This window comes from Mesorhizobium sp. L-8-10 (assembly GCF_016756635.1).
Classification (GTDB): Bacteria; Pseudomonadota; Alphaproteobacteria; order Rhizobiales; family Rhizobiaceae.
Map to the genome: position 1 here is coordinate 56,362 of NZ_AP023263.1, position 21,588 is coordinate 77,949.

General features: G+C 65.4%; 18 protein-coding genes. 8 read left to right on the plus strand and 10 right to left on the minus strand.

The window, feature by feature from the left end:
- Positions 1-17: 17 nt before the first annotated feature.
- The 7 genes from miaB to JN280_RS00300 all read right to left on the minus strand — a co-directional run bounded on the left by miaB (position 18) and on the right by JN280_RS00300 (position 9,111).
- Entirely contained in the window at positions 18-1,442 is a 1,425-nt protein-coding gene (gene miaB / locus JN280_RS00270; protein WP_202309556.1) for a tRNA (N6-isopentenyl adenosine(37)-C2)-methylthiotransferase MiaB, read from the minus strand.
- Positions 1,443-1,573: 131 nt separating this feature from the next.
- On the minus strand, positions 1,574-2,362 hold the full coding sequence (locus JN280_RS00275) for a lysophospholipid acyltransferase family protein (RefSeq protein ID WP_202309557.1): 789 nt from the start codon (positions 2,360-2,362) through the stop codon (positions 1,574-1,576).
- Between the two features lie 31 nt (positions 2,363-2,393).
- Positions 2,394-2,888 carry a ribosomal protein S18-alanine N-acetyltransferase gene (rimI, locus tag JN280_RS00280; RefSeq protein ID WP_202314415.1) on the minus strand — a complete coding sequence of 165 codons (495 nt, stop codon included), beginning with the start codon at positions 2,886-2,888 and terminating at the stop codon, positions 2,394-2,396.
- 2 nt (positions 2,889-2,890) lie between these two features.
- On the minus strand, positions 2,891-3,571 hold the full coding sequence (gene tsaB, locus JN280_RS00285; protein WP_202309558.1) for a tRNA (adenosine(37)-N6)-threonylcarbamoyltransferase complex dimerization subunit type 1 TsaB: 681 nt from the start codon (positions 3,569-3,571) through the stop codon (positions 2,891-2,893).
- A gap of 262 nt (positions 3,572-3,833) precedes the next feature.
- Positions 3,834-6,011, minus strand: a complete 2,178-nt coding sequence (locus JN280_RS00290; protein WP_202309559.1) for a malate synthase G — start codon at positions 6,009-6,011, stop codon at positions 3,834-3,836.
- 287 nt (positions 6,012-6,298) lie between these two features.
- Positions 6,299-8,317, minus strand: a complete 2,019-nt coding sequence (locus JN280_RS00295) for a hydantoinase/oxoprolinase family protein (protein ID WP_202309560.1) — start codon at positions 8,315-8,317, stop codon at positions 6,299-6,301.
- A gap of 110 nt (positions 8,318-8,427) precedes the next feature.
- Positions 8,428-9,111 carry a DUF1236 domain-containing protein gene (locus JN280_RS00300; protein ID WP_202309561.1) on the minus strand — a complete coding sequence of 228 codons (684 nt, stop codon included), beginning with the start codon at positions 9,109-9,111 and terminating at the stop codon, positions 8,428-8,430.
- Between the two features lie 856 nt (positions 9,112-9,967).
- Here JN280_RS00300 and JN280_RS00305 point away from each other — a divergent pair.
- Positions 9,968-10,912, plus strand: a complete 945-nt coding sequence (locus JN280_RS00305) for a LysR family transcriptional regulator (protein ID WP_202309562.1) — start codon at positions 9,968-9,970, stop codon at positions 10,910-10,912.
- Here JN280_RS00305 and JN280_RS00310 read toward each other — a convergent pair.
- Positions 10,903-11,388 (minus strand): RidA family protein, encoded by a 486-nt coding sequence (locus JN280_RS00310; RefSeq protein ID WP_202309563.1) that lies wholly within the window; start codon positions 11,386-11,388, stop codon positions 10,903-10,905. The two genes, JN280_RS00305 and JN280_RS00310, sit on opposite strands and share 10 nt — an antisense overlap.
- Positions 11,389-11,678: 290 nt before the next feature.
- Here JN280_RS00310 and JN280_RS00315 point away from each other — a divergent pair, with 290 nt between their 5' ends.
- From JN280_RS00315 to JN280_RS00330, 4 genes are read left to right on the plus strand one after another with little or no spacing between them, the layout of a single operon-like run.
- Positions 11,679-13,067, plus strand: a complete 1,389-nt coding sequence (locus JN280_RS00315) for an amidase (protein WP_202309564.1) — start codon at positions 11,679-11,681, stop codon at positions 13,065-13,067.
- 39 nt (positions 13,068-13,106) lie between these two features.
- Entirely contained in the window at positions 13,107-14,099 is a 993-nt protein-coding gene (locus JN280_RS00320; protein WP_202309565.1) for a TRAP transporter substrate-binding protein, read from the plus strand.
- A 19-nt stretch (positions 14,100-14,118) separates the two neighbouring features.
- Entirely contained in the window at positions 14,119-14,628 is a 510-nt protein-coding gene (locus JN280_RS00325) for a TRAP transporter small permease (RefSeq protein WP_202309566.1), read from the plus strand.
- 13 nt (positions 14,629-14,641) lie between these two features.
- The gene (locus JN280_RS00330) at positions 14,642-15,916 is read left to right on the plus strand and encodes a TRAP transporter large permease (protein WP_202309567.1); all 1,275 of its coding nucleotides are present in this window, start codon (positions 14,642-14,644) and stop codon (positions 15,914-15,916) included.
- A gap of 415 nt (positions 15,917-16,331) precedes the next feature.
- Here the strand turns inward: JN280_RS00330 and JN280_RS00335 are convergent, their stop codons facing one another.
- Positions 16,332-16,913: an AAA family ATPase gene (locus JN280_RS00335; RefSeq protein WP_244743715.1), complete on the minus strand. Its 582-nt coding sequence runs from the start codon at positions 16,911-16,913 to the stop codon at positions 16,332-16,334.
- A 58-nt stretch (positions 16,914-16,971) separates the two neighbouring features.
- Entirely contained in the window at positions 16,972-17,982 is a 1,011-nt protein-coding gene (locus JN280_RS00340; protein WP_202309568.1) for a LacI family DNA-binding transcriptional regulator, read from the minus strand.
- Positions 17,983-18,160: 178 nt separating this feature from the next.
- On the opposite strand from JN280_RS00340, the gene JN280_RS00345 reads away from it, so the two are divergent.
- Genes JN280_RS00345 through JN280_RS00355 form a run of 3 tightly spaced genes read left to right on the plus strand, consistent with a single transcriptional unit; the run spans position 18,161 to position 21,577 of the window.
- On the plus strand, positions 18,161-19,504 hold the full coding sequence (locus tag JN280_RS00345; protein WP_202309569.1) for an amidohydrolase family protein: 1,344 nt from the start codon (positions 18,161-18,163) through the stop codon (positions 19,502-19,504).
- On the plus strand, positions 19,505-20,470 hold the full coding sequence (locus JN280_RS00350; RefSeq protein WP_202309570.1) for a nucleoside hydrolase: 966 nt from the start codon (positions 19,505-19,507) through the stop codon (positions 20,468-20,470).
- 57 nt (positions 20,471-20,527) lie between these two features.
- The gene (locus JN280_RS00355; RefSeq protein ID WP_202309571.1) at positions 20,528-21,577 is read left to right on the plus strand and encodes a BMP family lipoprotein; all 1,050 of its coding nucleotides are present in this window, start codon (positions 20,528-20,530) and stop codon (positions 21,575-21,577) included.
- The last annotated feature ends 11 nt before the right edge of the window (positions 21,578-21,588 follow it).

A 21,588-nucleotide genomic window follows, 5' to 3' on the forward strand; every position in this document is an offset into this window, starting at 1 on the left:
CAACCGCCTCTCCTCAACTACGACCGCGTCGGCGCGGCCTGATCGGCGAACAGGCTGTTGGGGCCCGCCCGCATGATTCGCACCGACACAATGTCACCGATTTCACCGGCCTTTTCATCAACAATCACCGGCTGCAGCCAGGGCGAGCGGCCGACCCGCTGGCCGGGCTGGCGGCCGGGTTTTTCGATCAGGGTCGACATGGTTCTTCCCACCAGGCCGGCCGCGAATTCCTGCTGATGCTCGGCGAGCAGCGCCTGAAGCCGCTGGAGGCGCTCGTCCTTCACATGCTCCGGGACATGGTCCTTCATCTCGGCGCCGGGCGTGCCCGGACGCGGCGAATATTTGAACGAGAAGGCCTGCGCATAGCGCACCTTTCGCACCACGGCGAGCGTCTCCTCGAAATCGGCATCGGTCTCGCCGGGAAAACCGACGATGAAGTCGCCCGACATGGCGATGTCGGGGCGCGCGGCGCGAATCCGGTCGATGAGCCTGAGATAGTCGGCGGCTGTATGACGGCGGTTCATCGCCTTCAGCACGCGGTCCGAACCGGCCTGCACCGGCAGGTGCAGATAGGGCATCAGCGCTTCCAGGTCGCGATGCGCCGCGATGAGCTCGTCATCCATGTCGCGCGGATGGCTGGTCGTGTAGCGCAGCCGCGCCAGCCCGGGGATCTCCGCGAGGCGATGCAGCAGGCGGCCGAGGCCCCATTCCTTGCCGTCCGGCCCCGCGCCGTGCCAGGCGTTGACGTTCTGTCCGAGCAGCGTCACCTCACGCACGCCGGCGGCGGCGAGCCGTTCAGCCTCGGCCAGGATCTGCGACACCGGCCGCGAAACTTCGGAGCCCCTCGTATAGGGAACCACGCAGAAAGTGCAGAACTTGTCGCAGCCTTCCTGCACGGTGAGGAAGGCGGTCACGCCGCGCCTGGCGACTTCCGAGCGTTTCGGCTGCGGCAGATGCTCGAACTTGTCCTCGATTGCATAATCGGTCTCGACGACTTTCGCGCCGCCGCGCGCCTTGCGCACCACCTCGGGCAGCCGGTGATATGTCTGGGGACCGACGACAAGGTCGACGACGGGCGCGCGCCGGATGATCTCCTGGCCTTCGGCCTGCGCCACGCAGCCGGTGACGCCGATCATCATCTCGCGGCCGGCGCGTTCGCGTTCCGTCTTCAGCCGGCGGATGCGGCCGAGCTCGGAATAGACCTTCTCGGCCGCCTTCTCGCGAATATGGCAGGTGTTGAGAAGGACGAGGTCGGCGTCCTCCATCGCATCGGTCCGGGAATAGCCGTCGGCGGCCAGCGCGTCGGACATGCGCTGGCTGTCATAGACGTTCATCTGGCAGCCATAGGTCTTGACGAAGACCTTGCGTGTCGCCGCCGGGCTTGCCTGAGGCAGGTCCACCGCGTCAGCGGCGCCGCGCTCCCCAATCTGGTCGAGTTCCATTCCGCGGCTTTTAGCGCTTCTCGATGACAAAGGACAGACGCTTTGTGGCGTCCGATTCAGGCAGCGAAGCCAATGCCGGCAGGGCGTCCTTCACGCCCCGAAGGCGCGCGGCGCTCTGGTCGGCGACGGCCTCAAGGATGGTGCAGCGCCTCGATCATCATGGCGCGGACCGCCTGCTGCGCCTGGCGCGCGGCCTGCTTGCGGTTGCTCTCGGACGTATATTCGACCGCCTCCCCGAACCGGACATGGACATCGATCGCCCCTTCGCGCAGGAGCCGGCCGACATGGGGCACAAGGTCGGCGTCGCCGATCCACGAGGCGATCACGCGGTGGCGCCGGCCCATGGGCAGGCCGTGAAGGCGCGTATAGGCGATCGCGACGGGCTGGATATACATCTTCTCGGCACCGCCGTCGGTCAGCGCGATATCGGCGGCCGCAAAGAGCGTGCTCTTGAACGGCGACAGGAAATTGCCGTCGGAGGTCGTTCCCTCGGCGAAAAGCACGATCGCCTCCTTGCCGGCAAGCCGCTTGCCGACTTCAGACACCTGCTCGCCCGATTTGCGCTTGCGGTCCCGCTCCACGAACACCGTGCGCTGCAGTTTCGCCAGCGAGCCGAGCACCGGCCAGCCGTTCAGCTCCGACTTGGCGATGAACGCCACGCCGCCGAGCGAGCCGAGCGCGATGATGTCGGTCCAGGAAATGTGGTTGGAGGCGATCAGCAGCGGTCTGTTGCGTGCCATCTCGCCATGCACATGGACCCGCAGACCGAGGATCCTGAGCAGGAACTTGTGCCACAGTTGCGGCATGACATGCTCGTTCATGAATCCGGACTTCATGACCACGAGCTGCGTCAGCGCCAGGACCGGCGTGACGATGGCAAGGCAAAGAAGCGCCAACCACGTCCTGATCGTTCCGACCATCGCCTCTCCCTGCCTTTTCCGGATGAACTGGCTAGCGAAGATCGCGCCGCATGACAAGCGCGCCGGAGCGGCCCTTGTCCGCGGTCTGATAATAAGCTGGGCGCCTGCCCACCTCCTGGAAGCCGAGCCGCCGATAAAGATGCACTGCCGGCACGTTGCTTTCGTCGACCTCAAGGAAAAGAGCCTCGGCGCGTTCCGAGTGGAGCTCGCGCAGGACCGCGTCCATCAACTGCCAGCCGAGGCCCTGCCGGCGATGGGCCCGCGCCACGGCGATCGTCAAGATCTCGCCCTCCCCTGCGGCCAGCCGCGCCAGCACGAAGCCCGCCGGGCCGGCGCTCGCCCGACCCGTCTCCAGCACGGTGAAGCCGAACACCGTGTCCTGGCTGAGCAGGGCGGTGAATTCGTCGTCGGTCCACGGCCGCACGAAGTCTTCCCGGTGCAGCGTCGCGATGGCCGGCGTATCCTTGACGGTCAGGCGAGCGATCGAGAAATCCCGCCGCTTCGGACGCATGAATGGAAGGCGCATCATCATGACGATCTCGGCAGGATGAAGCCGGCCTGGGGCTTGGCGTCGGGCTCGCGCAGATAGGCGGGCTTCGGCTTTTCGGACGCAGGCCCGCGCTCAGCGGCGAGGCGCGCATAGGTCGCGATATCTGCCGTGGCAGAACTCGGGCAGGTGGCGAGCGCCAGCGGCAGGGCGGCTTCAGCAAGACTGGCCGCTGCCGTTCCGGAAATCACCGGAGCCGTGTCCTTTGCGAGAGCGAGTGCGTCTGCGAAACTCAACACGGCCGCATCATAGCGCATTTTGCCTGCTGCATCGTAGACTGCCACATAGAGGTCGCCGCGCCCGGCGTCGATCGCCACCATGGCCGGCCGGCCGGGGAAGGCGGCGTGCGTTTCGGCCGCAATCGCATCGAGCGTCGTGATGCCCCGCGCCGGAAGCTTCAGCGCCAGCGCGAGGCCGCGAATGGTCGAGACACCTACGCGAACGCCGGTGAATGAGCCGGGTCCGGTCGAGACGGCGAGCGCCCCGAGACCCGCATAGTCCGTTCCGCCGGCGTCGAGCGCCTCGCCGATCGTCGCCATGAGCCGCTCGGCATGACCCTTGCCCAGATCCGCGACCGAACGGCCGAGCTCACGGGCAGCGACCGTGTCCCAGACGCAGGCGGCGCAGAGATTGGCCGCGGTATCGACGGCAAGAAGCTTCATGGGAACGCGCGGCCGGAAGGCTGGATGCGGACGGCATTGTTGAAGCGGAGCGCTCTACGTTGCCCCCCTCTGTCCTGCCGGACATCTCCCCCACAAGGAGGGAGATCGGCCGGCAGCATGGCTTTCGCCAATCGCCAACGTTGCAGGACAAGCGCCGTCGTCGATGACAGCCGATCTCCCCCCTTGTGGGGGAGATGTCCGGCAGGACAGAGGGGGGCAGCGTAGAGCGCCATCATTGCCGAAAGGATATCATGCCTTCCTATCAGGCAGCACTGCCCGTCGCCTTCAGCTCCAGCCGCCTTCTGTGCAGCACCGGCTCGGTGTATCCGCTGGGCTGGACGCGGCCCTCGAAGACGAGGTCGCAGGCGGCCTGGAAGGCGATCGAGGCGTCGAAGTCGGGCGCCATCGGCCGGTAGAGCGGGTCGCCGGCATTCTGCCGGTCGACGACCGCCGCCATGCGCTTCAGCGTCGCCAGCACCTGGTCCTTGCCGCACACGCCGTGATGCAGCCAGTTGGCGATGTGCTGGGAGGAGATGCGCAGCGTCGCGCGGTCCTCCATCAGCCCGACATCGTTGATGTCGGGGACCTTCGAGCAGCCCACGCCCTGGTCGATCCAGCGCACCACATAGCCCAGGATGCCCTGCGCGTTGTTGTCGAGCTCGAGCTGGATCTCGTCGGCCGTCCAGTTCGGCCGCGCCGCCACCGGCACCGACAGGATGTCGTCGAGTTTCGCCCGGGCCCTGTTCCGCAGTCCCGCCTGCACCGCCTTGACGTCGACCTTGTGGTAATGCGTGGCATGCAGCGTCGCCGCCGTCGGCGACGGCACCCAGGCGGTGTTGGCGCCGGCCCGGGGGTGGGCGATCTTCTGCTCCAGCATCGCCGCCATCAGGTCCGGCATCGCCCACATGCCCTTGCCGATCTGGGCATGGCCCGACAGCCCGCAGTCCAGCCCGATGTCGACGTTCCACGCCTCATAGGCGGCAATCCACGCCGCCTGCTTCATGTCGCCCTTGCGGATCATCGGCCCGGCCTCCATCGAGGTGTGGATCTCGTCGCCGGTGCGGTCGAGGAAACCGGTGTTGATGAACACCACCCGCTCGCTTGCCGCGCGGATGCACTCCTTCAGGTTGACCGTGGTGCGCCGTTCCTCGTCCATGATGCCCATCTTCAGCGTGTTGGGCGCCATCCCAAGCGCGGCCTCGACCCGGCCGAAGATCTCCACCGCGAAGGCCACCTCGTCGGGCCCGTGCATCTTCGGCTTGACGATGTAGACCGAGCCGGCCGGCGAGTTCTTGCGGCGGCCGGCACGACCGACGTCGTGGAGCGCGATCAGGCTGGTGATCATGGCGTCCATGATGCCTTCCGGCACCTCGTTGCCGTCGCGGTCGAGAATGGCCGGATTGCCCATCAGATGGCCGACATTCCGGACCAGCATCAGCGAACGGCAGCGCAGCGTAAAGCGCGAGCCGTCGGGTCCGGTGTAGTCGCGATCGGGATTGAGCGTGCGGGTGAAGGTCTTGCCGGCCTTGGTCACTTCTTCAGCAAGGTCGCCCTTCATCAGGCCGAGCCAGTTGCGGTAGACCACCACCTTGTCGGCGGCGTCGACGGCGGCGACCGAATCCTCGCAGTCCATGATCGTGGTGATCGCCGATTCCAGCCACACATCGGCGATATGGGCCGGATCGTCCCTGCCGATGGCGGAGCCGGCATCGATCAGCACCTCGACATGGATGCCGTTGTTGCGCAGCAGGATCTGGCCGGGGGCGGACGCTTCGCCGAGATAACCGGCAAACTGCTCGGGCTTCTTCAGCCCCGCCGTGCGGCCGCCGTCGAGCGACACGACAAGCGCGCCGCCCTTGACCGCGAAGCCGCGGGCTTCCTGCCAGGGTGCACCGGCGAGCGGCACGGCCTCGTTCAGGAAGTTGCGCGCCCATTGGATCACCCTGGCGCCGCGCACCGGATTGTAGCCCTTGCCTTTCTCCGCGCCGTCGGTCTCGGGGATGGCGTCGGTGCCGTAGAGCGCATCGTAGAGCGAACCCCAGCGGGCATTGGCGGCGTTCAGCGCATAGCGCGCATTCATGACCGGCACGACGAGCTGCGGCCCGGCGACCGAAGCGATCTCGGGATCGACATTCTGGGTGGTGACGCTGAAGGCCGGCCCCTCCGGCACCAGATAGCCGATCCCGGACAGGAAGGCCTTGTAGGCGTCCATGTCGGCGGGGGCGCCATGCTCCCGGTACCAGCCGTCGATCTTCTCCTGCAGCGCGTCGCGCCTGGCCAGCAGCGCCCGGTTCTTCGGCGCCAGGTCGTGCACGATCGCCGCAAACGCCTGCCAGAAGGCCGCCGCCTCGACGCCCGTCCCCGGCAGCGCCTCCGTCTCCACGAAGTCACGCAGCTCGCGCGCAACCTTCAGGCCGGCAGTCTCGACACGGTCGCTCATCAATTCTTCTCCACAGGTCGGGATCGGCATTTCGGTTTGCCGGCCTTTTACATGGGAAGGATGCGCGGTCAATTCATCCTAAGGCTCAAGGGCCTCCGACCAAGAATGATTTGGGGCCTGTCGGCCGCCGGCTTCAGGCCACCGCGCTTGGGGCGCCGGGCGCTGGTGCGACGTGTCGAGATACGCGACTTCCTGATCCAGCTCTGATCCATCTACCTCGATCCGGATTGTGCCGGAAAGGACACTGCGCGTCGCCTTGGATCGAAACGTGCCGGTCAGGCTGAACTTCAGGCCGCGATACGCGGCCTGCCGCTCGCTGTCGCGACGAGGATCGCCTCGATGAAGCTGCGCTGCCCTTCGACGGTCGCGCTCTTGATGTCGCGATCCATCGTGATCTCTGCCGTGTCGGTGCCGGCCGCACCCGCCTTGCCTGCGACGAGCCGTCGGATCTCCGCCTCGGCGGCGGCCAGCGCCTCGTCCTCATCCAGGAAATCCTTGACGAGATCGCCGGCGCTGATGCGGAACAGGCCTTCCTTGGGCTGGCTGACGCGCGCCTCGGCCGAGACGCGCACCTGGCCGACCACCGCGCCGAGCGCATTGGCGACATCGGTGTCGTCCGGCACCAAACAACTATTGCCGACGAGCGGGGGCAGGCCGGCATAATGCAGAGGCGCCGAAGCGCCGAGACCGATGACCGGCCGGTCGAGCGCGACCGTCAGCCGCGCGATGCCGTCATGGCCGTCGACCGCGCGCTGGACGAGCGCATGAGCGACCGTCGCGGCCCCGTCGAGACCGTCCTCGGCGAAAGCGGTCTCCAGGATGACCTCGGCGGAGAAGCGGGTCAGTGCAGCGAGCACGCGTTCCGAAATCGCCTCCGGAGACTTCGCGATCGGCTGGCCGCGACCGTCGCGCCTTCGGGCGAAAAGCTCGGCGCCGAGCCGCGCTGCGTCCCTGTTCCAGTTGGCCTGTCGGCCGAGCGTGTGCGCGGCGTCTGACGGCGTGAAGCCCAGGACATGAACGAGGCCGCGCGTTACCAGCCGGGCGAGCGTCGCATTCTGCGCGGTCGAGGCAAGCAGCCTGTCGAGCGGCTGCGGCGTCGCCGTGATCGTCCCGAAGAGCTTGGCTTCCGGCCCGGTCAGGCCGGCTGCGAGACGGTCGGGAACACCGGTGCGTAGCGCGAAACGTCCGTCCATGCGGCCGGGATTGGGCGCGCGCAGCTGCCGCTCGAGCTCGGGAATCACCACATCGGCATGCGCCATGCCCGCCAGTGCCAGCGGCACCAGGCGGCGCGGCCCGAGCAGGATGCGCGGCGTCAGCCCACCATCCTCCAGCGATATCTCGGAATCGCCACCGAGCCCGAAGGTGCGCATGGCGACAGCCTCGACCATGGTGCGGAAGCCACCGACCGTGGCTCCTTCGGGGTCGAGGCGCGGCCGGCCGCCGTCGAGCACCGCGACGTCGGTCGTCGTGCCCCCGATATCGGAGACCACGGCGTCGTCGAGCCCTGTCATGTGACGGGCGCCGACGAGGCTGGCGGCCGGGCCGGACAGGATCGTCTCGATCGGCCGCTGCCTCGCGAAGGCTGCCGAGACCAGGGCGCCGTCGCCGCGCACGACCATCAGCGGCGCCGCAATGCCGCGCTTTTCCAGGAAGCCCTCGGTCGCTGCGGCAAGCCTGTCGATCATCGAGATCAGCCTGGCGTTGAGCAAGGTCGTCAGGGCGCGGCGCGGGCCGCCGAGCTTGGCCGAGAGTTCGTGGCTGGCGGTGACGGGCAGGCCAGTCCGCTCGCGGATGAGCGAGCGCGCCGCCAACTCATGGGCGGGATTGCGGGTGGCGAAATAGGCGCAGACCGCGAAACCCGAGACGCTGCCGGCGAGTTGCGGCAGCGCTTCCTCGAGCGCGCCGAGATCGAGCGGCTGGGCGTTTCCGTGGACGTCGTGGCCGCCGGGGCAGAAAACGACGGGATCGGTGCCGAGCGCCCTCTGCAGCCCGTCGCGGGCGAGATCAGCCTCGGAGAATCCGATCATGACCAGTGCGACGCGTCCGCCCTGTCCTTCGACGAGGGCGTTGGTGGCAAGCGTCGTCGACATCGACACTAGCTTGACTGCGGCCGCTTCGATGGCTGCCTTTTCGAGGACTGCACCGACCGCGCCCGAGATACCGACCGCCAGGTCGTGGCGGGTGGTCAGCGCCTTGGCCTTCGCCGCCACGCCTGTTGCCTCGGACCAGAGCACCGCGTCGGTGTAGGTTCCGCCAGTGTCGATTCCCAGGAAAAGTGCCGGCTGCGCCTGCGGGATGACGTTCATTCTGCTGCCGTTCCGTCGGGACGTGATCTATCGCACGCCCCTTACAGCAGCTTCACCGCTTGAGAAAGCCGGCCCGGTTGGGCCAGGCCGGCCTTTTCTGACCCTAAGGACTACTGGTTCTGGACCCAGACGACTGTGCGGCTGCCGCGATTGACGACAACAGGGCCTTCGTCCGTATAGACATAGCCATAGGCCGGATCGGCGGGGATCTCGACGAGCTGGACGGTCTCGGGCACGATCGTGCCAACCGTTGCGCCGCGCTCGATGACCACGGGATCGCTCGGATTGGCACGGACATAACCGATCGCCTCGTCACGCACGACGTAACCCGGCGAGTAGAGCATCTCGCGGTTCTCGAGAGAGACGACGACGGGCCGACCCTCCGAGTAGAAATAGCCGAACTGCGGATATTCCGGGATCGGCGTGACCGCGACCGCCGCGGGGACGACCACGCCAGGCCTGACGCCGCCCTCGATGACGACCTGTCGGGTCGGGTGCGCCACCACATAGTCGACCGCCGGGTCCGGAACCGCCGTGGCGGAACCGAGCATGGCGCCGGCAAAGCCGCCAACCACCGCTCCGACCGGGCCAGCGACGACAGCGCCGGTCACGGCACCGGCCGTGCCGCCGACTGCAACGCCGGCGTCCACTCTGGGATTGGTGCTCTGGGTCGTCATGTCGTCCATCGCTCTCTCGGCGGCAGGGGCATTGGGCGACTGTACGGGCGCTTCCTGAGCGTAGGCGCCCAAGGTAAGGGCCGAAATGGCCACGGAGGCAAACAGGATTTTGCGCATGGCTTTTCCTTTCGCTTCGGTTGTCCCTCGGCGGGCAAACGCAACTGCTCCCGGGTGGGTTCCTCTTTTTCGGATCGACTGCAAAGGCTTCTCGGGCGGTCAACGCCTCAAGGGTTCGACCGACTGGAATACTTTTCCTGCGACTTCGCGGGACCGGAAGGTCATGGACGGCGCCGGAAATCTCGACCAGATGTCGATACCGTCACGCGGCTTCAGCGGCATGACGCTGCGCCTCCACGACCCGCAGCCGGAGCGTGGCTGATCTGTTTGGTCCGATACCAGGAGTTTCCGCCTGTCTCCGCCGACGATCGGCAGTTTCGACAATGGACGCGACGAACTCTTCGGCGACGGCGTCGAAGTCGGCAGGCCAGTTCGAGAACGCTTCCTTTGGACCGCAGGTGCGGGCCCGCGTTGGGAGCAATCCTTTTCAACCGATGGCGGCCGGTTGAACTGGGTGATGCGAGAGGGCTTGGCTCCGCGCTACCCCGCGACCTGCTCTTCCTGTTCCATCGTGAGCGGCTTGATCTCGGGCGGGAGCGGCTCCGCTTCGATCGGCACCTCCACGCGTGGCACTTCCACGCGCGGAGGTGCTGATCGCGGCGTGCAGGCGGATAGGAAAACGATGCACAAGGCGAAAACGATGCGAAAAGGCATGGGGTGGCGGTAGCGATGACCTGTGGCGGGATCGGGGCGAAGCGACGAGGTGCGGATTGATCGCCCGAGGCACGTCCCGCCTGCAAGCCCTTTCCTTCATCCACCTTGCCAGGCTTAACCATTGTGGATCGTCAAAGCGTAGGTTACGAAATTCCGGGAATGCGATCTGCCGTTGAGAATCTCACCTTTGCCGCAACTATCGATGCTGAATCTGGTGGCCGGGCGCTACTTTCTCGAGGTCGCTCGCGCCCAGTCCATACGCCAGGCCGCCGACCGGCTGCAACTGGCCCCTTCGGCCATCAGCCGCCAGATCAGCAAGCTGGAGCATGACCTGAACATCCGGCTGGTGGAGCGTCGGTCGGGAGGCGTCGTATTGACGGAGGCCGGACGCATTCTGGTCGGCCATCTGGAGGAAATCTTCGATAGGGTGGACAGGATCGAAGGAGAGATCGCCGACCTCCAAGGGCTGAAGGGAGGCACAGTGACGGTGGCGACCGTCGAGGGCATCACCCGGCCCTTCCTTGCCGATCAGATCGCCTCATTCCGGAAGACACACAGCGCGGTGAATTTCCGGGTACGGGTCAGAGGACGGATGCGGGTGCTGGAGGCGCTTGAACAGCACATCTGCCAGATCGGCTTCATCTATGACCATTACTCGCACCCGATGATCGAAACCGTCGGTTCATGGCGCCAGCCCTTGCTGGCTCTCGCCGGACCGAGCCATCCTTTCGCGGACGGCCGGGAAGTCACGCTGCACGACCTCGCCGAAATGCCCTGCGTGCTGCCGGACGACACTTTTGGTATCCATCACCTCGTCAAGCGTGCGTTCTCCCGTATCGACCGCCATCCGAGGGCTGCGCTGGTCGCCGACCAGTTCCACTTCCTTGCCTACCATGCCAGCAACACGGGCGCAGTCATCTACCTTCCGCTGCAGGCGGCCCTGAATGAGGTGAAGGCGGGGTTGCTTGTGCCCCTCAATCTGAAATGTCCGGAGTTCGAGCACCGGCACATCCATGCCGTTGTCCGGGCCAACCAGCAACTCCCGCCCGCCGCCGCAGCCTTCTTGAGATTCATCGTCGAGGCCTTCGCCGTCGGCGAAATGGCTGACGCCGAACTGATGGCCCGCCTGTCCGGCGGTCAGTCGTAGATTTCGATCGTCATCTCCGCTTCCACCGGCGCGTTGAAGCCCAACACATGCTGTGTCAGGGCCGCACGGGCATGTTTGCCACGCTCTTCGCCCCACAGCGCCACATAGAGATCGGAAGCGCCGTTGAGAACCAGGTGGGGCAGAGTGAAGTCCCGGCCGCAGGTTATATAGCCGACCATCTTCACGATCCGCTTCACGCGATCCAGATCGCCAAGCACAGCCTTCATCATGGCGAGATGATTTATGGCCATCAGCCGAGCCGAGGCGTAGCCTTGCTCAATGGTCAAATCGGTGCCGACTTTGCCGACATAGGGAAGCACGTCGTCGTCATTCTCGTCCGGCAGCGTGCCCAGTGTTCCGGCCAGATAGAGAATATTGCCCACAACGACACCCGGAACATAGTTGCCGACGGCCTTGGGAGCCCTCGGCAGGACGATTCCCATTTCCTTCAGCCGCTTTTCGGTTTCATGCGCCATTTCTTTCTCCCATCGAAGTCGGGCCGAACCTAATTCGAAACGGCAGGCAATCGAGTGCGATCCAGGCAACAGACTTTTGCCTTCCCGGCAACACGCAGCCTGATCCAAGGACCGGCCCGGTCGCCATTCTTGCGAAAAAGCCAATAAATTTCAAAGCATTACAGTTCCGTATCAAGATCGACCGATCGCCGTCGCCCCGCAAGATCGCGCCCAACTCCACTGCACAAAACCGTTGCCGCGCTCCGTCGGTCCGGTCTTAGTCGTCGCCGATGAGAAGCGAGGAGAAACCGATGCTGCGTGCCGACAGGTCGCTTCATCAGATAGCAGGCGATTTGAGGGAAGGCCGTCTCACCGCGCAGGCGCTGATGGAGGAAGCGGCGGAGCGCCATCGCGCCACCGAAGGCCGGCTGAATGCCTACAAGACCTGGGCAGGCGAGCGCGCGAGACTTCACGCTCAGGCGGCGGACATGTTGCTGGGAAGCGGTGTGGATCTCGGCCCGCTCATGGGCATGCCCGTATCCGTGAAGGATCTCTACGGCGTTCCCGGTCTCCCTGTCTTCGCAGGCACGGACACGGCCTTTCCCGAAAGCTGGACAAACCCCGGACCGCTTGTGCGCCGGCTGCAAGGCCAACTGGGTATCGTGACGGGCAAGACCCATACGGTGGAGTTCGCCTTCGGCGGTCTGGGCGTCAATGCGCATTGGGGGTCACCGGTGAACCCGTGGTCCGCTCCGGGTGAACCGCGCGCGCCCGGCGGCTCAAGCTCGGGGGCGGGCGTGTCGCTCGGGCAGGGATCCGCGCTGGTGGCGCTCGGCACCGATACGGCCGGTTCGGTCCGCATTCCTGCCTCGCTGACCGGGCAGGTGGCACTCAAGACCACGCATGGGCGCTGGTCGGGTGAAGGGATCGTTCCGCTGTCTCCTTCGCTCGACACTCCCGGCATCCTGTGTCGCACGGTCGAGGATCTGTCTTTCGCCTTTGCCGCGCTCGATGGCAGCGCGGACAAGCCGGCTCCGCCGCGGTCTCTCGACGGGCTGCGGATCGGTGTTCCCCGCAACTTCTTCTGGGACGAGGCCGATGCTTCGATCGTCGAGATCACCGAAGCGGCGCTGCGCAAGCTCGAATCGAAGGGCGCGCGGCTCGTGCCGCTGGAATTGCCGGGCTGCGATGAGGTGATCGCGGTATTCCAGCAGGGCGGGCTTGCCGCTTCGGAATTGCGCGCCTTCCTCAATGCCCGTTTCCCCGAACGCATCGCCCGGCTCGATCCGGTTGTGCGCATGCGGGTCGCGGGCGCCGACAGCGTCACCGCCGCGGAATATCTTCGACGGCGTGCGGTGCTGGCCGAGAATGGCCAGCGATCGAGGCAGGCCTTCGATCACTGCGACGTTCTCATGACCCCTACGGTGCCGATCAGCCCCCCGCTGCTGTCGGAACTGCAGGATGCCGAGACCTATCGCAGGGCCAACATGCTGGTGCTTCGCAACACCGCGATCGCGAACCTGTTCGGCTGGTGCGCCATGAGCCTGCCGGCCGGTCTCGACGCCAACGCCATGCCAGTGGGGCTGCAGCTGATCGGCCCGCCCTTGTATGAGCCGGGGCTGATCGCCGCGGGGCTCGCCACGGAGGCCGTTCTGGGGCGTGCGGCGGACTTGCTGGGCCAGGTTCCCCTGTCAAGCTGAAGCAGCCCATCCATTGATCAACCAGAGAGGAAAAGAACCATGACGCTCCACAAACTCGGACTGTCCGTCGCGACAACCATCGCGGTCTGCTTCGGCGGGCTCCCGGCGGTGGCCGCGGAGTTCGATTTCACCTTCGCCCACGTGCTGTCGGAGGAAACCCCGAATGCGCGTGCCGCCGAGCGGTTCAAGGAAGAAGTGGAGAAGAATTCCGGGGGACGCATCCAGATCAACATCCGGCCGGCAGCGCAACTGGGAGGCGACGTCGAGATCATCGAACAGACCCAGATGGGACTTGTCCATATCGCCATTCCTCCGACGGGCAACCTCGCCAATTTCAATGAGAAGATGTACCTGATGGATCTGCCATTCCTGCTGACCGACGACGCGTCGATGAAGCGGGTGCTCGACGGCGAGGTCGGCGGAGAACTGCTCGACTCGCTCGAGCCGAACAACCTGAAGGGTATCGCCATCTGGGGCGCCGGTTTCCGGCACATGACCAACAATGTGCGCCCGATCGAAGGCCCGGACGATCTGAAGGGCATCAAGATGCGCACGCTGCAGGCCCCGGCGATCCTGTCCACCTATCGCGCCTACGGAGCGAACCCGACGGCGATGGCCTATACCGAGGTGTATAACGGGCTCCAGCAGGGCGTTGTCGAAGGGCAGGAGAATCCCTTTGCCAACATCCATTCCATGAAATTCTACGAAGTTCAGAAATACATGACGCTGACTGCCCACACCTATCACACCTACGCGGCGGTCATGAACAAGCAGGCCTGGGACAACCTGCCGGACGATCTGAAGAAAGTCGTCGAGGACGCCATGATCGTGGGCCGCGACGCGGGGCGCGAATACACGCTCGAGGACGAGTCCAAGATCCTCGAGGAGATCAAAGGTTCCACCGAGGTTCGGGAGCTTTCGGCCGAGGGCCGCGAGGCCTTCATCGAACGGTCGAAGCCGATCTATGACGAGTTCCGTCCCAAGGTGACGCCGGAACTGCTGGACAAAGCCATAGCCGCAGCGAAGGGCTGACGGTTCCAGGGGCCGGACGATGATCGAGGCACTGAACCGGGTCGTGGATTGGATCGAGAACGCCTTGGTCACGATCCTGATGCTCACTGCAACGATCGTCGCCATCATCCAGGTGGTGGCGCGATACGTCTTCAACAACTCCATCTACTGGTCGGAAGAGTTGATCCTGTACTCCCTCATCACCATGAGCTTCCTGACCATGGGAATGGGCGTTCGGTACGGCGCGCATATCAGTGTCGAAGCCGCCTATGCATTTTCCGGCCGCCGGCTGTCACAGGCCTTGCGGATAGGGTCTGCCTGTCTCGGCCTGATCTTTGCGGGCGCTCTGATCTACTACGGCAGCCGCCTGTCGATTAATACGCTGCGCATGGGGCAACTATCGCCTGCGATGCGCGCGCCGGTCGGCTACATCTATCTGGTCATACCGGCCGCCGGAGCGTTCATGACGCTGCGCTACCTGCTGGTGCTCGGCAATCTGCTCGCCGGGCGGGAATATGTCCCGCCGCAGGCCGACATCAAGAATACCTGAAGGGGACACGACCATGGTGGGAACGCTCGTTCCAGCCTTTTTCGGGCTGCTGGTGCTCGGCTTGCCGATCTTTGCGGCCCTGTCCTTGTCGGTCGCATTGATTCTCTACTTCGCGGGAGGGATCGACCCCCTCGTGGTGCCGATGCGCATGTTCTCGGGCATGAACAATTTCTCTCTCATGTCCATTCCCTTCTTCGTCCTGGCCGCCGAATTGATGCGCATCGGCGGCCTTTCGGACCGGCTGATCGACGTGGCACGGGCGCTGATCGGCTGGCTTCCGGGCGGGCTGGCGGCCGCCACGGTGGTGGCCTGCCTGATGTTCGGTTCGATTTCCGGTTCAAGTCCCGCCACCGTCGTCGCCATCGGTACGATCATGTATCCGGCCATGGTCAAGGCAGGCTATGATCGCTTCTTCTCGATCGGGCTCGTCACCACCGCCGGCACGCTCGGCCCGATCGTACCACCTTCGATCGCGCTGATCATATACGGTTCGGTAACCGGCACTTCGGTCGGCAAGCTGTTTGCCGCCGGGCTGCTGCCGGCGCTCCTGATCGGTGGGTTGCTGATCGGCTTTGCCTGCTGGTACTCCGCGCGCAAAGGCTATCCGCGCGATCCATTCCCCACCTTCGAGCGCATCGTGACAGCTTTCAAGCGCGCCGCCTGGGGACTGGGGTTGCCCGTGATTCTGCTGGGCGGAATCTATTCGGGCGTATTCACGCCTACCGAATCGGCTGCGGCCGCCTGCATCTACGGCTGGTTCATCGGTGCCATCGTCTATCGCACCATCTCCGCGCGGGAGACCCTCGTCATATTGCGCAATACCGGCTTGCTCGCCGGGCCACTCCTGTTGATCACAGCCGGTGCTTCGGCTTTTTCCTGGCTCCTGGCCACGACGGGTGCGCCATCGCAACTGGCGAGCCAGGTCCTTTCGGGGACCGACAATCCGGTTCTGATCGTGGCGCTCTTCAACCTCATCCTGCTGGTGGCAGGCTGCCTCCTTGACAGCGCGTCCGCGATTATCGTCCTGGGCCCGCTGATGCAGCCCATCGCACAGCAGGTCGGTGTCGACCCGATCCACTTTGGCATCATCATGCTTGTCAACCTGTCGGTGGGCATGCTCACTCCTCCGGTCGGCCTGAACCTGTTCGTGGCCATGGGCGTGGCCGAGATGACCCTGTTCGAGGTCTTCAGGGCAACATTGCCGACTATTGTGCTGATGTTGGTGGCCCTGATCATCGTGTCATACGTCCCGGTGCTTAGCCTGTTCCTGCCGAGCACTCTGTTCTGAAGGGGATGGAACCATGTGCAGCGGCTCATCCGATCCGGCTGGGATCCGTTCGCTTTCAAAGGCTCCTATCCAAGCCGGCGGGTGCCACGCTGCCCTCGCCGCACTTTGATCGCTGTGCCCGCGCAATGCCAGCGGTCGATGGAATCGACCGCTGGAGCGCGCGACTCTATGGCCCGTGCCTCCTTTGAAACGAAGCCAAGCCGCCCAGAGCGCCGCACCGGTGATTCAGACCGCGCGGATGCGCCGGCATCCATGTCCACTGGATGTGTGAACATCCAGTGCTGATGGCACAGGATGGCCATGAGGATCGGCTGAGCGAAAACTGCCCTCTTACCAGGTAGCGCCCTCCATTCGGGCTGTCTTTATGGAGGACCAGGCTGCATCTCAGAAGGTAGTCCCGGCGGCGCCTTCATCCCTATTCCAGCTTCCCCTTATCCAGCGCATCGATGATCCAGTCGCGCCAGGTCTGGTCCTTGTCGGCGATCTCGGGCACCACGCGCGACGCTTCCTCCATGAAGAAGCGGTAGTCGCGCCCCATCTCCTGGCCGCGCCGCGTGTGCATGTCGAGCGCCACGTCGATGATCTCGGGCAGCCTCTCGCCGAGCGCGACGGAATGTTTCGCCCAGTTCACAAGATCGTCGCTGGTGCGGTCCTTGGTGCTGGTGGCGAGCAGGCGGATGGCGTGCGCGGCGAACAGGAACCTGTCTCCGCTCGGCCGCTCGTGACGTTCATGCTGCCGGTAGAGCGTCTCCACCAGAACGGGCGCCTGCCTGTTTCCGAAACCGATGTCTTCGACCGAAATGACCGAGAGCCGCGACCACAGCTTCTCCTCAAGGGCCTCGCTCGTGAAATACATTTCCCAGCCGAGCAGGACGGCATTTTCGAGCAGGCCGCGCCTGATGCTCTTCTGCAAGGCCGAAATCACCTCGTCGGCCGCGAAGCCGTTCGCGGTCCTCACCTCCTGCCACGGATCCGGCGGCTGCTGGACCTTCATCATCACGTCAATCTCCTCTTCATATGCCGTATGTTCGCGCAGCGCGCCCGCAGTCGTCCCGTCACGGAGACTTGTCCTGCCGCCGGGCGACCGAGCGGCGGACCACCAGTTGCACGGGCAGCCGCGTCAAGGGCGCCGCCTCGGTGTTGCCGAGCAGGGCCACGAGCCGCTCGAAAGCGATCCTGCCCATCTCGGCCACGGGCTGCCGCACGGTGGTCAGCGGCGGATCGACCAGTTCGGCGAAAGGCATGTCGTCGAAACCGACCAGGGACATGTCGGCCGGGACGGCGAGCCCGCGCTGGCGCGCGGCCTGGAGCACGCCGACGGCGATATAATCGGAGCAGGCGAGGATGGCGGTCGGCCTTTCCCCGCGGTCGACCAATTGCAGCAACGCCTCATGGCCGAACTGCCGGGAATAGTCTCCCAGCAGCATCCTTTCCGGCCGCACCGGCAGGCCGCGCTCGCGCATCGCCCGCTCGAACCCGGCGAGACGTTCGCGCACGCTGAGCAGCCCGGGCGGACCGCCGATGAGTGCAATGTCCCGATGCCCGGCCTCGATCAGGTGCATGGCGGCGAGATAGGCACCGTTCTCATTCTCCACGAAGATGCGAGGCAAATCGACGCCGGGCACGTCTTCATCGACCAGCACGACATTGGCATGCCGGCGCAGGAGCGCCGCCAGCGTGCCGTCGTCCGGACGGTTGGTCATCATGATCAACCCGTCGACATGCTGGTCCGCAAGGCGACGGATCGCGTCGACCGCGCGCGCGGGGTCGCCATGGGTGGAGGAGATATAGACCGCATAACCGTGACGTTCCGCCTCCGCCTCGATCGCCGCGGCGAGTTCGGCGAAAAAGGGATTGGCGATCTCGGGCGTGACCAGGCTGATCGACTCGGTCCTGCCGGTGGAGAGCCGTTTCGCCAGGAGATTGGGCCTGTAGTCCAGCCTGGCGACCGCCTCGTCGATGCGCTTCCGGGTCGCCGCAGGCAATTCGATGCGGTGGTTGAGATAGCGCGACACCAATGTCGGCGAGACGCCCGCCGCTTCGGCAACGTCGTTCAGCGTCGCCATGGACTCACCCCGCTTCTCCCACGACAGTGCGCCGCTCACGGATGTGTCGAAGTCCCGCCTCTTTCACACTTGAGCGCCGCTCGAAAAACATGCGTCGACGCCTCTTTTGCATTTGACAGCACCGCGGCGAATGGACTTACATGAGCGCAATGTAAAGCGGTTTACACACGCAGGTCAAATGGGCTCGGTCCTCGTCCACGACGCCACTGTCCTCACCGTCGACAGCGACGACACCGTCTTCTCCGATGGCTGGGTCGCATTCGCCGATGGCCGCATCACCGGCGCCGGCCCCCGGGAAACCTTGCCCGACAGGGCCGATTTCGACGAAGTGGTGTCGCTTGCCGGGCATCTGGTGATGCCGGGGCTGGTCAATGCCCACACACATTCCGCCATGATCCTGTTCCGCGGCTGCTCCGAAGGCCAGAGCCTGCTCACCATGGAGGGCTGGTATAACGCCATTCGCGAGCCGGAGCTGTCGCTCGACGCCTCCGACATTGGGCCCGCCGTCGCGCTCTCCTGCGCGGAAATGGTGCTGTCGGGCACGACCACGTTCTGCGACCAGTATTTCTTCGCCGACGAGATCGCAGATGCCGCCGCGGCCAGCGGCATGCGGGCCGTCATCGCCTACGGCATCGTCCAGCTCGGCGACACCGCGCGCGGCCGGGAGGAACTCGACAAGGCGGCCGCCTTCATCGAGCGGCAACGATCGGGCGGCGGGCGCGTCATCCCCTGGTTCGGTCCGCATGCGCCTTATGTGGACAATTCCGAGGATCTGCTCCGGGCCGAGGCGGCCCTGGCCGTCAGATATGGCTGCGGCATGCATCTGCACATGGCCGCCGGTCCGGAGGACAATGCCGAGACGATGGCCCATTACGGCCTGACGGCGACCGAGGCGCTCGCGCGCGACGGCTTCTTCGCCGGCCGCGTCCACGCCGCCCACTGCCTCGACCTTTCCGAGGCCGACATCGCCATCTTCGCGGCAGCACCCGCCGCCTCGGTCGCCCACTGCGCCAGCGCCGGCCTGCGCTCCGGCCGCGAAGGCATCTGTCCGGTGGTCGACCTTCGCCGGGCGGGCGTGACCGTCGCGCTCGGCACCGACAATGTCGCGGCCAACAATTCCTACGACATGGTTTCGGAGATGCGGGTCGCCGGCCTCGTCGCCTCTCACCGGGAAGGCCGGGCGCAGCCCATCTCCAGCCGCGAGTTGATCCGCATGGCGACGATCGAGGGCGCGCGAGCGCTCGGACTGGAGAACGAGATCGGCTCGATCGAGCCGGGCAAGGCCGCAGACATCATCGCGATCGACATCTCCGGGCCTGGCTATTCCGAAACACCCGACGTCGAGACCCTGCTCGTCTATTCCGGCAGCGGTCGCGATGTCCGCCATGTCTGGGTTTCCGGCGAGGCGCTGGCGCGCGACGGGAAGCTGACACGCACCGACCATTCAGCCATCCGCAACAATTATTCGAAGACCTACCAAAACTTCTGGGCCCGTGTCGCCGCGAGAAGAAAGGCCGCCTGATTGACGCACAACAAGCTGATCCTCGATACCGACGGCGGCGTCGACGACGCCCAGGCCCTGCTCCTGCTGATCGCGGCAGGCCGCGCGCCCGACGCGATCACTACCGTCTTCGGCAATGTCGGGCTCGATGCCGCCACCCGCAACATGCTGGCGACGCTCGCCGTCGCCGGCGCCGACATACCGGTCTACAAGGGGGCGGCCGGCCCGCTCACCCAGCCGATCATCGACGCAATCCATATCCATGGCGAGGACGGGCTCGGCGGGGCGCCACGTCCGGGCAATATCGGCGATGTCGCCGGCACCGACGCAGTCGGCTTCCTTCGCGAGACGTTGCGCGCCGCGGCGGCCGACGGGCGCCGTGTCGACCTCCTGATGATCGGCCCGCTCACCAACCTCGCTCTGGCGCTTCGGCTCGAGCCGGACATCGTGGCCGGCATCGGTCAGCTTACCATCATGGGCGGCACCGTCTACGGCCGCGGCAACACCACCCCGGCGGCCGAATTCAACATCTATGCCGATCCGGAAGCCGCGGCGATCGTCTTCGCCGCGGAAATCCTGACGGTGGTCGTCCCGTGGGAACCCTGCGTCACCCACAATCTGACCGGCATGGAGATCGACAGGCTGTTCGGACAGGTGAGCGAAGGCCTGGAGAAAACCTTCTCGCAGGCGCTGGCGCGTCATTCGCGTCAGATCGTCGCCGGCTTCGGTGCCGGTGACCTCTTCCGCTTCGTCGACCCCTTCGCCGCGGCCGTGGTGGTGGAGCCCGATATCGTGACGAAATCGGTGCGGGCTTCGGTCGAGGTGGCGCTTGCGCCCGGCGTAACGCGCGGCATGACCGTCGTCGACCCGTCAGGGCGGCTGGGTACGCCCATGGTCACGCTGGTCGAGGAAGCCCGACTCGAACGCCTCGTCGCGCTCTATGCCGCGTCGATCGCCTATGTCCCAAAGCGGAGCCGACCCGGTTGACAGCGCCGACACGCAGTCGATCATAAGAAGAAACAAGAACCACAGAGGTGAACAGAAATGCACAACCCGATTTCGCGCCGGGCCTTCGCCGGCTTCGTGCTGGCCGCCAGCCTGTCGCTCCCGGCAGCCATGCCCGCGGCCCAGGCCGCTGATTACTCCAAGGACAATCCGCTCAAGGTCGTGCTGGTGCTGCACGGCACGCTGGGCGACAAAAGCTTCTTCGATTCCGCCGCCGCCGGGCTGGAGAAGGCCAAGGCCGAGCTGCCCGTCGACGTCAAGATCATCGAGGCCGGTTATGATCGCGGCCGCTGGCAGCCAGCCTTGGCCGACGCGACCGATGGCGGCTACGACGTGGTCATCGCAGGCACCTTCGACATGACTGGCTTCGTGGCGGAGCTCGCGCCGCAATATCCCGACACCAAGTTCATCATCTTCGACGACGCGCCCGACTACTCGACCGGTTGCTGCGGCAACGTCATGGGGCTGCTCTACCAGACCTCGTCGGCCGGCTATCTCGCGGGTTATGCGGCTGCCAAACTCAGCAAGAGCGGGACGCTCGGCACCATCATCGGCATGGATTTCCCGACGGTGACGGACTTCAAGGTCGGCTTCGACGAGGGCGCCAAGGCCGCCAAGCCTGACATCAAGCTGCTCAATGCCGTCTCCGGCACCTTTTCCGACCCGGCGAAGGGCAAGGAGATGGCGCTCGCCCAGCTCGGCCAGGGCGCGGACATCATCTTCCCGATCGCCGGAGGCACTGGAATCGGTGCGCTGCAGGCCGTGCGCGACGCCCACAAGCTGGCCGTCGGCGTCGACAGCGACCAGGCATCGATCTTCGAGGCGACCGACCCGGCCCAGGCGGCCGTGATCTTCACCTCCGTCGAGAAGAAGGTCGGTGAATCGCTCTTCATCGCGCTCAAGGACACGATCGACGGCAAGGCCGAATACGGCAAGCGACTGCTGCTCGGATTGAAGGACGGAGCCGTCGGCATTTCGCGCAACAAACAATACGAGACGATCGTGCCGGCCGAGCTGCGTGCCGAGGTCGACGCGCTGCAGGAAAAGATCGCCTCCGGCGAGATCACCCCCGCCACCGTGATGAAATAGTCGCGGCTGAA